The 11,296-nt window shown below is 62.9% G+C and carries 11 protein-coding genes and 1 pseudogene; 3 read left to right on the top strand and 9 right to left on the bottom strand.

The annotated features are described in order from the left end of the window. Together EOA22_RS12210 and EOA22_RS12205 are read right to left on the bottom strand one after the other, a co-directional pair. Window positions 1–445: pseudogene (locus EOA22_RS12210) on the bottom strand (hypothetical protein); the annotation flags it as partial. A gap of 3 nt (window positions 446–448) precedes the next feature. After that, complete coding sequence (locus tag EOA22_RS12205) at window positions 449–1,561, bottom strand: endonuclease/exonuclease/phosphatase family protein (protein ID WP_127389989.1); 1,113 nt, start codon at window positions 1,559–1,561, stop codon at window positions 449–451. A 189-nt stretch (window positions 1,562–1,750) separates the two neighbouring features. Between EOA22_RS12205 and EOA22_RS12200 the strand changes: the two genes are divergently transcribed. Beyond that, entirely contained in the window at window positions 1,751–2,317 is a 567-nt protein-coding gene (locus EOA22_RS12200; protein ID WP_013531066.1) for a BA14K family protein, read from the top strand. A gap of 107 nt (window positions 2,318–2,424) precedes the next feature. On the opposite strand, the gene ilvC is transcribed toward EOA22_RS12200, so the two are convergent. The 3 genes from ilvC to EOA22_RS12185 form a co-directional block, all read right to left on the bottom strand. Then, a complete protein-coding gene (ilvC, locus tag EOA22_RS12195; protein WP_013531065.1) occupies window positions 2,425–3,444 on the bottom strand; it encodes a ketol-acid reductoisomerase in 1,020 nt (339 codons plus the stop codon). A gap of 100 nt (window positions 3,445–3,544) precedes the next feature. Next, a complete protein-coding gene (locus EOA22_RS12190; protein WP_063170262.1) occupies window positions 3,545–4,234 on the bottom strand; it encodes a TetR/AcrR family transcriptional regulator in 690 nt (229 codons plus the stop codon). A gap of 142 nt (window positions 4,235–4,376) precedes the next feature. Then, on the bottom strand, window positions 4,377–4,835 hold the full coding sequence (locus tag EOA22_RS12185; protein ID WP_063168257.1) for a MarR family transcriptional regulator: 459 nt from the start codon (window positions 4,833–4,835) through the stop codon (window positions 4,377–4,379). Between the two features lie 99 nt (window positions 4,836–4,934). Here EOA22_RS12185 and EOA22_RS12180 point away from each other — a divergent pair, with 99 nt between their 5' ends. Then, the gene (locus tag EOA22_RS12180) at window positions 4,935–5,681 is read left to right on the top strand and encodes a glutathione S-transferase family protein (protein ID WP_063168258.1); all 747 of its coding nucleotides are present in this window, start codon (window positions 4,935–4,937) and stop codon (window positions 5,679–5,681) included. On the opposite strand, the gene EOA22_RS12175 is transcribed toward EOA22_RS12180, so the two are convergent. Both EOA22_RS12175 and EOA22_RS12170 read right to left on the bottom strand, forming a co-directional pair. Next, window positions 5,629–6,924, bottom strand: coding sequence for an NAD(P)/FAD-dependent oxidoreductase (locus EOA22_RS12175; RefSeq protein WP_082826476.1), 1,296 nt, complete (start codon window positions 6,922–6,924; stop codon window positions 5,629–5,631). The two genes, EOA22_RS12180 and EOA22_RS12175, sit on opposite strands and share 53 nt — an antisense overlap. 44 nt (window positions 6,925–6,968) lie before the next feature. Then, window positions 6,969–7,379, bottom strand: a complete 411-nt coding sequence (locus tag EOA22_RS12170) for a helix-turn-helix domain-containing protein (RefSeq protein ID WP_063168259.1) — start codon at window positions 7,377–7,379, stop codon at window positions 6,969–6,971. Window positions 7,380–7,514: 135 nt separating this feature from the next. On the opposite strand from EOA22_RS12170, the gene EOA22_RS12165 reads away from it, so the two are divergent. Beyond that, complete coding sequence (locus EOA22_RS12165; protein WP_063168260.1) at window positions 7,515–8,408, top strand: SDR family oxidoreductase; 894 nt, start codon at window positions 7,515–7,517, stop codon at window positions 8,406–8,408. Window positions 8,409–8,593: 185 nt separating this feature from the next. Here EOA22_RS12165 and EOA22_RS12160 read toward each other — a convergent pair whose 3' ends face one another. Both EOA22_RS12160 and EOA22_RS12155 read right to left on the bottom strand, forming a co-directional pair. Continuing rightward, entirely contained in the window at window positions 8,594–10,513 is a 1,920-nt protein-coding gene (locus EOA22_RS12160) for a potassium transporter Kup (RefSeq protein WP_063168261.1), read from the bottom strand. 104 nt (window positions 10,514–10,617) lie between these two features. Then, on the bottom strand, window positions 10,618–11,296 hold a 679-nt coding region (locus tag EOA22_RS12155), incomplete at its 5' end, for a pyridoxine 5'-phosphate synthase (protein WP_127389988.1).

Genomic DNA, 11,296 nt, shown 5'->3' with positions numbered 1-11,296 from the left:
CTTCGCGGATCATGTTGAAATCGACATCGACCAGGCCATCGCGAAAATCGACCGGCTCGAATGAGCCGGCGGCAAAATAGACGCGGCCGGCGTTGACCGTGTGCGGACCCATGCGGATCGCCACCAGCGCATTGTCGGCAGCCACCAGCATGGCATGGGCATAGGCATGCTCGGCGCCCGAATTCTCGCGCCGCTTCCGCCACAGCATGAAAGTCGAATAGTTGACCGCATGGCAGCGGCCGGCGAGACGGTTGTCGCGGTAGGCAAGCTGCGACAGCAGCACCACCATGCCGTCGAACAGCGCCGGATTGGCAGCGATTTCGTGCTGCCAGTTCTCGGCGATCGCCTCTGCATTGTCCCTTGCGAACGGGTGCGGACCGGGATCGAGCCGGACGTCGATGGCGTCGACCGGCAGGATGACGTTGCGTGGCAGGTCGAAACTCATGCGTCAGGTCATGTCCAGCGTGATCGCCACCGGGCAATGGTCCGACGCCTTCGGCCGGTCCCAGCCGGCACGCGGAAAGCGGTCGACCTCCTGCCCCGGCGGAAAAATGGTGCGCCAGGGCTGGCCGTTGCGGATGATGTCGGGAACAGCCGTCGCGTTGCTGGCGGCGAGCCCCTTCGACAGCAGGATGTAGTCGAGCTGGCACAGATGCCGCTCTTCCGGTCCGCGCGTGTGGTAGAAACTCCAGCGGTTCATCTCCGGCCGCCGCTCGACGACGTTTTCGCAGAAGCCGCCGGCCGTCAGCACGTTGATGCAGGACAGGGCTTCGTCGACCACCTCGAAGCGATAGCCGTCGATCGCATCGCCGGCCACCTTCACACGCTGGCGGTAATCGTTCATGTCGCCGCAGATTGCCCAGCGTTTGTCGGCGGCATAGTCCTTGCCGAAGCGCTCCTCGATGATGCGCAGCACGGCCTGCGCCTCCGCGATGCGCACCGGCATCGTCGCCTCGCGCCCGTCGAGCCCGTTGCGCGGCGAACCCATCGACTTGAAATGCACGAGATAGAGCGTCAGCGGCACGCCGCCCACGGTGACGTCGATCTCCAGGCAGTCGCGCCGGAAAATGCGCTCATTGGCCTGATTGCCCAGTGCCTCGAGTTCCGGCGTGTGCAGCCCGAACTGCTCGTAGGTGACATAGGCGTGGCTGGTCATGCGCACGAATTCGATCGGCTGGCCCTGGGCGGTCTCATTGCGCATCATCACGGCAACGTCGATGCCGCGTGAATCATTGCCCGATGTGGTGTATTTCTGCCGGTAGCCCTGCCCCACCATCTTGAACAGATAGCCATATTCGAAGGCCTTCAGCGCCTCGATGTTGTCGACCTCCTGCATGCAGATGATGTCGGCCCGGGTGGCAGCGATTGCCAGCGCCGTCAGCTGGCGCGTGTCGTCGGATTGGGCGATGGCGCGGGCCTGCTCCAGCATCCTGTATTCCGCCTCGCTCTGGATATCGAACAGCGCCAGCGTTCGATCCTCGTTGAGCTGGTTGCGATAGCCGGAATAATCGAACCTGTTCATCAGGTTCTCGACATTGAAGGTGGCAAGGCGCAGCGACATGCCATGACCTTTGCCCGCAAGTGCTTCGGAAAACAAGCGCGCAGGATCACCATCTGAGATCGATTGGTCTTGGGCGCGTTCGCGTCATGGTTGACGGAACCTTTCCGTTCATCCGCCGTTCAGATGCAAACATCCATTGTTGCCCCATTCCTCGGGTGGGCGTGGGGCCTGTAACTCTTGGAGAGTGCAATGAATTCGCTCTTTTCTTCCACGGTCAAATCGGGGCTGCTAGCCCTGGGTATCCTCTCCGGCGTCACGGCACCGTCCGCCGCCGGCCCGATCATGCAACCGGACCTGTCGATTCCCACCAGCACCGCGGCGCCGAATGTCACGCCGGTCCGCGACAGCTGGGCGGGCGGCAACAACAACCGTCAGTTCAACAACGACAATTGGAGATGGCGCCGGTCGGGCAATTGGGACGGCGGCCGTCGGCACTGGCACGGCGGCGGCGGTCACTGGAATGGTGGAGACAACTGGCGTTGGCGCCATGGTCGCCATCACTATCGCGGCGGCCGTTACTACGATGATGGCGCGAGTGCCGCGATCCTGGGCCTTGGCCTGGGGCTTGGCCTCGGCAGCATGTACAACAACTACGACTACTATGACCGGCCGGCGCCGCGCCGCTACTACCGCGCGGGACGGCTTTCGAGCGCCCATGTCCAATGGTGCTACAACCGCTACCGGTCGTACCGGGCCTACGACAACACGTTCCAGCCCTACAACGGCCCGCGCCAGCAGTGCTACTCACCCTATTGATGGGCTGGCCCTGTAGCTGAGCTGACCGACAGAATGAAAAAACGGCGCCACGTGGCGCCGTTTCTTGTTCATGGAAGCTGCTATTTTCGAGCGCTTGTGGATTTCGCTCAGTTCTTCGCCTTGTCGACCAGCTTGTTTTTGGAAATCCACGGCATCATCGCGCGCAGCTTGGCGCCGACTTCCTCGATCTGGTGGCTGTCATTGTTGCGGCGGATGCCCTTGAAGCGGGACATGCCGGCGCGGTACTCCTGCATCCACTCCGAGGTGAATTTGCCGGTCTGGATGTCCTTCAGCACGCGCTTCATCTCGGCCTTGGTCTCGGCGGTGATGATGCGCGGACCCGAGACATATTCGCCCCATTCGGCGGTGTTCGAGATCGAGTAGTTCATGTTGGCGATGCCGCCTTCATAGATCAGGTCGACGATCAGCTTGACCTCGTGCAGGCACTCGAAATAGGCCATCTCAGGCGCGTAGCCGGCTTCCACCAGCGTCTCGAAACCGGCCCGGATCAGCTCGACCAGGCCGCCGCACAGCACGACCTGCTCGCCGAACAGATCGGTCTCGCATTCCTCGCGGAAATTGGTCTCGATGATACCCGAACGGCCGCCGCCGACGCCGCAGGCGTAGGACAGGGCCAGGTCGAGCGCATTGCCCGAGGCATCCTGGTTGACGGCGACCAGGCACGGCACGCCGCCGCCCTTCTGGTATTCGCCGCGCACCGTGTGGCCGGGGCCCTTCGGGGCAATCATGACGACGTCGACCGTCGACTTCGGCTCGATCAGGCCGAAATGCACGTTGAGGCCGTGCGCGAAGGCGATAGCGGCACCATCGCGGATGTTCGGGGCGATCTCGTTCTTGTAGATGTCGGCCTGCAGTTCGTCCGGCGTTGCCATCATCATCAGGTCGGCCCACTTGGCCGCGTCCGCCACGCTCATCACCTTGAGACCGTCGGCCTCGACCTTCTTGGCGGTTGCCGAGCCGGCCTTGAGGCCGATTGCGATCTCCTTGGCGCCGGAATCCTTGAGGTTGAGCGCATGCGCCCTGCCCTGGCTGCCATAGCCGATGATGGCGACCTTCTTGCCCTTGATCAGATTGAGATCGGCATCACGATCGTAATAGACGCGCATTTTGTCTTCCTTCCCGTTTATAAATCAGAGCATGATGCCGAAAAGTGTGAAGCGGTTTTCGGACGACATCATGCTCTATCTTCTTGATTTAGAGACGAATTCAGATTTCAGGTCGACTTGACCTGAAATCATCCGGCTCTAGGGCCTTGCGGCCGGTTGTTGCTCCATGAAGAGCGAGAAACTGCTGCGTCGCCCGCGCGGCATCGCCGCCGATCGCCGCCTCAGTCAATTCCAGCCGGTCGCCGAGCAGCAGACGGATCTGCACATCGCGGGCGACCAGCCCGAAAAAGGTGCGAAACGCCGTCTCGGCATCCGCGAAATCCAAAAGCCCGGTCCGTCGGCCGGCCTCGAGCACCGGCTTCAGCCGCTTGGCCAATGCGAAGCGGCCGTTCTCCAGCACCACGGCGCCGAGATTGTCCTTGCCGGAGCCCGCATGGCTGACCGCCACCCGATTGAGCGCGATCGACGTGTCGCTGGAAATCACCTTGAGCCAATCCGAGGCGAAGCGCTCGAGGCTCGCGGTCAGCGAGGCAAGATCGAGCCCCTTGCGGTCGACCGGTGCCACCCGCACTTTCGAGGCCTGCCATTGCACCGTCGCTGTCAGCAGCCCGTCGCGGTCGCCGAACCATTTGTAGAGCGTTTCCTTGGAACAGCTGGCGCGGCGCGCCACGGCGGTCATGGTCAGCTGGTCGCCCTCTTCGACCAGCAGCCGCAACGCCGCGTCGAGCACGGCCTTCTGCCGCTCTGTCAGCGCTTCGCTGGTGTCGATGTCAGGCACGATGTGCAACACGCTCTTCTCTCGAAAGGTCGGCATTCCCGATAGGCCGTACCGTACGTTACGGTTCGGCATATTGCGCGATCCGAGGCCGTGCGCAAGAGGACGAGAGCAAAATATCTGCAAAAATGGACAGGCGCTGGCGCGACAGGCTCGCTTAATCGCTGGCTGGCGGATGGCGCAACCGTCCAAGCAGTGCCGAGACCATGGTCAGCTCATCCGCCGACAGTTTGGCGCCAACCAGTTCGGCGATCGAGCGTCCGTACACAGCCCACATCTGGCGGCGTATGTCTCGCCCCTTGGCCGCGATGCGGATGGTCTGGCCACGGCCGTCATCGGCCACCGGCAGTTTCTCGACGAGCCCATCGGCCTCGAGCCGGGCCAGCAGGCGCGAAATGTTGTATTGGGCGAACAGCGTGCGCTCGATGAGCTGGAACGGCCGCAGCCCGCCCTCGCCCGCCTCGGCGAGTTCATGCAGCACGTCGTACCAGGCAAGTGGGGGCAGACCGGCGGCCTTCAACGCCTCTTCGGCGCTCTCCATCAACTGGCGCGATACGCGCATCAGGCGAGCCCAGGCCTTGATGGCTTCGGGCGAAGGCGCGGCTTTCTCGGTCATGGCGCACCTTAGACGATAGATGCAATTGCATCAAGCTTGACGATCAATGCATATGCATCTACATAGATGCAATTGCATTAATCAGGGAAAGCCAATCCGATGAAACACGAAATCTGCAAACGCGCCGACAAGCTCATTCTCGTCAGCCATCACCTCTGCCCCTATGTGCAGCGCGCCGCGATTTCGCTGGCCGAAAAGGGCGTGCCGTTCGAACGCGTCGATATCGACCTCGCCAACAAGCCGGACTGGTTCAAGGCGATCTCGCCGCTCGGCAAAGTGCCGCTGCTGCGCGTGCAGCGGAATGGCGAGGAAACGGTGATCTTCGAATCGGCCGTCATCCTGGAATTCCTCGAAGAGACGCAGGCCAATCCCCTCCACCCGGCCGATCCCTATGCCCGCGCCCGGCATCGCGCCTGGATCGAGTTCGGTTCGGCAACCCTCAATGCCATCAGCCGGTTCTATTCAACATCGACCGAGGCCGGCTTCCTTGACGAATCCAGCGCGCTGTCCGCCATGTTCGACCGTCTCGAAGCCGAGTTGGCGGACGAGCCTGGCGGCCCCTGGTTCGCCAGCAAGCACTTCTCGCTGGTCGACGCCGTTTACGGTCCGGTCTTCCGCTATCTCGATGTCTTCGACCGGATCGGTGATTTCGGCATTCTTGACCGAAAGCCCCTCGTCCGCGCATGGCGCCGGGCGTTGAGTGAACGCCCGTCGATCAGGCAAGCCGTGGCGCCGGACTACCCGCAGCGCCTGCATGCCTTCCTGCGGGCAAAGGGATCGTACCTTTCGAGCCTCATTGGCCAAAACGATCCGGCCACCGCGCTTCGACCAGTCCTATCCGCTTGAACGGATCGATTACGGTGCCGGCCACCATCGAGGCGAGAAACTGCGGCGCCGGCGGGATTTTTGCCACCGTCGCCACCAGCCTGTCGCGGATGAAGGGCAGCGCCACCGAATCCGACTGGTAGAACGGCGTGAACGCCAGCGACAGCGCCTGGAAGATGCGGACATGCCAGCGCCGCGCCCTCGCATAGGCTTCAAGTGCCGCTTCGACACTGTCCGTCCGCGCCAGCGCATGGCTGAGCGCCGCGGCGTCGAGCAGCGCCATATTGGCCCCTTGCCCGAGCTGCGGGCTGGTCGAGTGCGCCGCGTCGCCGATGATGGCCAGCCGCCGCCCAACCGGCCGCTTCATCGTGTGGTGGCCATAGCGCGCCAGCGAGAGCTGGTCGAAACTGTCGATCTGGCTGACATACGCCTCGCTCTGCGGCCACAGCCGGATCACCCTCTCCTTCCAGGCATCCAGGCCCCGGACGCGCACCTCATCGGCGTCCGACGGCTTCAGGCTCCAGAAGAAGGCCGCCATCTTTTCAGCGCCCGGCTGCGGCCGGCCGATCGGCAGCACGCCGATCATCACGCTCGCTCTGTCGTAGCGTTGCAGCAGCGCGCGCTCATCGAAACCGTCGCCGCGCCAGCCAAGCGAGGCCCAGAACGCGCCATAGGTGAGCGGTCGTGGCTCGCCTGCAGCGCTTGCGCCGCGCAGTTTCGAGCGCGAACCGCTGGCGTCGATGACGAGGTCGAACGGCCCCGCCCTTCGTCCGTTGCCGCAGATCAGCGTCGTCCGTTCGCCCGTCTCCAAGGCCTCGATCTCGACGCCGGTTTCGATGGCGATCGCTTCGCGTTGGGCGGCGCGGAAGAGCACGCCGAACAAGGCCGCCCGGTGCACCGCCAGCCCGAAGCGGCCACCGCGCTGCGCATCGTAGCGGACATCGAGCACGGTACGGCCTGTGGTGGCATCGGCGCCATGCAGGCGGTCGATGCGGCTGCCCAGCGCCAGCATGTCGTCGAGCAGGCCAAGATCGGCCAGCACCGTCAGCCCTGTCGGCTGCAGGATCAGCCCGGAGCCGACCGGCTTCGGCTCATCGAAGCGTTCAAAGACCGTGACCCGATGCCCGGCGCGCTTGAGATAGAGCGCCATGGCCAGTCCCGCCGGCCCGGCGCCTGCTATTGCGATGTCGTAGGAAATGCCAATGCCCCCAAAGCCGAACTGGCCGGGACAATCCTTCAGCAGCCCGGCGAAATCAAGCCGCACCGTGGGGCTTTAGCGGTCGTTCAAGCCTGGGCCTTGGCGGCCGTTCAAGCCTGGGACGCATCAAAATCGGCGCGCGCTGCGCGCACCGCATCATGGTTGAGTTCGGCCCACAGAATCAATTGATGAAAGGCGCCGAACATAGAGCGCCCGAGATCGGTCAGGCTGTATTCGACGCTTGGTGGTTTGGTCGGGAACACCTCACGATGCACATAGCCATCGCGCAGAAGATCGTACAGCGTCTGGGTCAGCATGCGTTGCGAAATGTCGGGCACAAGGCGCCGCAACTCACCGAAGCGATAGGGTTTTTCAGCCAGCGCCATCATCAGCAGCGATCTCCATTTGCCGCTCACCCCTTGAATGACCTCGCGAACCGGACAATTGGCAATATTGCCGCCGCCTGAGATGGCCTTATAGACCTCCAACTTCGATTTCAGATTGATGACCTTGCCGTCCATGGCTGGTTCCCTGCGTGTGCCTACCTCCCGAAAAACTGCCTTCTTTACGGCACCAGGTCAATTCCTATTTTAGTGCTGGTCTCTTTTTGAGACTGCCACTCGAACCGCCTTAGCGGCGCAATGTCAGGACCTTCCATGAGCGAAACCCTTCTCGTCACCGGCGCTTCCGGCCAGCTCGGCCACGGCGTCATCCAATATCTCCTGGACAAGCACAAAGTTCCACCGGCAAACATCATCGCCGCCACACGCAATCCGGAAAGCGTGGCCGATCTGGCGCTGCGCGGCGTCGTTGTCAGGGCCGCCGACTTCAACGACGCGGCATCGCTGGAAACCGCATTCAAAGGCGCCGACAAGGTGCTGATTATTTCGACCGGCGATCTCGATCTCAAAAGCGGCAGGCGCCTGAAGCAGCACGAAAATGCCGTCGCCGCGGCCAAAAACGCCGGCATTTCGCATCTGCTCTACACCTCGATGCCCAATCCGGAGCCGGTATCGCCGGTCCTGTTTGCCGATGACCACTACAGCACCGAGCAGGCGATCAAGGCGAGCGGCATCCCCTACACGATCTTCCGCAACGGCTGGTACCAGGAGAACCTGTTCATGGCCCTGCCGCACGCGATCGCCTCGGGAAAATGGTACACGTCGGCCGGCGACGGGCGCATTGCCCACGGTGCGCGCGACGACATGGCAGCGGCGATCGCCGCCAGCCTCGCTGGCGCTTCAAACGAAAGCAAGACCTACACCTTGACCGGTCCGCACGCCTACACCACGGCAGAGATTGCCGCCCTGGTAAGCGAGGTCACCGGCAAGTCGCTCGATGTCGTGCAGGTTCCGGATGAAGCGCTCACCGAAGGGGTAAAGGCATCCGGCGTTCCCGAGGATTTTGCTGAAGTCATCGTGTCCTTCGACGTCAACACGCGCTCCGGCCGCATCGCCATGGTGACCGACGCGATCGAGACGCTTTCCGGCCGCAAGCCAAAAACGCTGAAGCAGTTCCTCGAGGCGAACAAGGCCGCGCTGGCCGGTTGAAGCGGAGTGACATGGACTGTGCCGCAAGACACAGCTCATTCGCCAGGACATGTCGAGATTCAGGTCAGGCTGGACCGAGAATGTGGGTTCCGAGAACCGGAACGGAGCGGACACTTGGTCCGTGAGTACCGGAAGCGCAGGAACCTGCCGTTCGCAGGCCGGCCTCACCTGAATATCGGCATGTCCTAGATGGCCACCTGAGTGCCGATCTCCACCACGCGCCCGGTCGGGATTTGGAAATACTCCGTCGCGTCGGCCGCCGTGCGCGCCAGGCCGATGAACAGCCGGTCCTGCCACACCGGCATGCCGGAATTGGGCGAGGCCTTGAGCGAACGCCGCGACAGGAAGAACGAAGTCGTCATGATGTCGAATTTCCAGCCCTGCTTGCGGCAGATCGCCAGCGCGCGCGGGATGTTGGGCTGCTCCATGTAGCCGAAGGTCAGCGTTACCCGCATGAACAGCTCGTTGACCGTCTCCATTTTGACCCGGTCGCTGTCGGGCACCACCGGCTGCGGCGCGGTCACCACTGAAAGGATGACGTTCTGCTCATGCAGCACCTTGTAGTGCTTCAGGCTGTGCATCAGTGCGGTTGGCGCGCTGAGCGGATCGCTGGTCAGGAACACGGCGGTGCCTGACACCAGCTGCGGCTTCTTCTTCAACAGATTGCCGGCGAGGAAATCGAGCGGGATCTCGTTGCGGCGGGTCTTGTCGAACAGATAGCGGCTGCCGCGCACCCAGGTCCACATGGCCAGCACGATGGTGAAGGCAACGGCCAGCGATGCCCAGCCGCCCTCAAACACCTTGACGATGTTGGAGGCAAAGAAACCGACGTCGATGAAGCCGAACAGCGCCGTCAGCGAGACCGCCAGCCACAGCTTCCATTTCCAGATCCGCGTCATGACCACAAACAACAGCACCGTGGTCACCAGCATGTTGCCGGTCACCGAGATGCCGTAGGCCGATGCCAGCCTGCTGGACTCGCCGAAGCCCACCACCAGCATCATCACCACCAGCGCCAGCAGCAGGTTGACGCGCGGCATGTAGATCTGGCCGGACTGTTTCTCCGACGTATGCAGAATTTCCAGGCGCGGCAGCATGTTGAGCTGCACCGCCTGCCTGGTCAACGAGAAGGCGCCCGAGATCACCGCCTGGCTGGCGATGACCGTGGCGGCGGTCGCCAGCACGACCATCGGGATCAGCGTCCAGCCTTCATTCATTTCGAAGAACGGATGGCCGACGACGCCGTTCTTGGCCAGCACGAAAGCGCCCTGCCCGGCATAATTGAGCAGCAGGCACGGAAACACGACCCACAGCCAGGCGAGCACGATCGGCTTGCGGCCGAAATGGCCGAGATCGGCATAGAGCGCTTCCGCGCCGGTGACCGCGAGGAAGATGGCGCCGATGGTGACGAAAGCGACATCGGGCGAATTGATCAGGAAGGCGACGATGTAGTGCGGGCTGATCGCCCACAGGATTTCCGGATCGGCGATGATGTGGTTGAGGCCGGAAAGGCCGATCGCCAGGAACCACACCGCCGTCACGGGACCGAAGACCAATCCCACGCCGCCCGTGCCGAAACGTTGCACCGCGAACACTATGGCGAGAATGACCAGTGTCAGCGGCACGACATAAGGCTGGAAGGTCGGCGTGACGACGTTCATGCCTTCGACCGCCGACAGCACCGAAATCGCCGGCGTGATGACGGCGTCGCCGAAGAAAAGCGACGCCCCGACGATGCCGATGCCGAGCATCAGCGCCGAGCGCTTGGGGAAACTGCCGCGCGCCAGCGCCATCAGCGACAGCACGCCGCCCTCGCCGCGGTTGTTCGCCCGCAGCACGAACATGATGTATTTGATGGTGACGATGATGGTCAGCGACCAGATGATCAGCGACAAAACGCCGAGGATGTCACCGCGGTCGGCCACCTGTCCGCCGGAAGATGCCACCAGCGCCTCGCGAAAGGCGTAGATCGGACTGGTGCCGATATCCCCATAGACGACACCGAGCGCGCCCAGCATCAGAACCTTGGTGCTGTGCTGTTCGACTTCCGAATGGCTCGATTGTTCGACGGGTTCTGCCTCACTACCAGTATTGGTAAGGGCCATGGACGACACTCCGATAAGCGCGCGGTGCTCTACGCTTGCTGCGATGCAATATCAAGTGCCGTCGCGTAATGGCTGCCATGCCTGCCATGCGAGGCTGCCCATCGCTACCATCCGCAGGCCTTGAGGAACCGACCCACCGTACCGGCCATGCCATACTCCAACGCGTCGGCTGTCAACCCATGTCCGATCGACACTTCGGCCAATGCCGGAATGCGCTTGACCAGCGCCGGCAGGTTGCCGACCACCAGATCGTGCCCGGCATTGACCTGCAGCCCGGCGGCAAGCGCGGCGTCAGCGGTTTTTCCCAGCCTTTCCAGCTCTTTGGCGGCTTTGGCGGAATCTGTGTGATAGCTGCCATATGGACCTGTATAGAGCTCGATGCGGTCGGCGCCGGTGTCGCGCGCGGCCGCCACCCAATCGGGATCCGGATCGGAAAACAGCGACACGCGAAAGCCCCCCTTCTTCAGGCGCTTGACGATTGGTGTGAGGAACGCGGCCTGGGTTGCGAAGTTCCAGCCATGGTCCGATGTCGCCTGGGCCGGATCGTCCGGCACCAAGGTCACCTGTTCAGGCTGATGCTTTTCCACAAGCAGCAGGAAATCCTCGGTCGGATAGCCCTCGATGTTGAATTCCGCGCCCGGAAACTCGTCGTCGATCAGCGACCGGATCTCAGGCACATCGGAGAGTCTTGTGTGCCGCTCGTCGGGGCGTGGATGCACTGTCAGCCCGTGCGCTCCGGCCGCCAGCGCAATGCGGCCGAGGCCGGTGACGCTTGGCCACGGC

The organism is Mesorhizobium sp. M7A.F.Ca.US.014.04.1.1 (genome assembly GCF_003998745.1).
Classification (GTDB): Bacteria; Pseudomonadota; Alphaproteobacteria; order Rhizobiales; family Rhizobiaceae; genus Mesorhizobium; species Mesorhizobium ciceri.
Note: the sequence above shows the minus strand (reverse complement) of the source record. Positions and strands in the feature narration are given on the sequence as shown.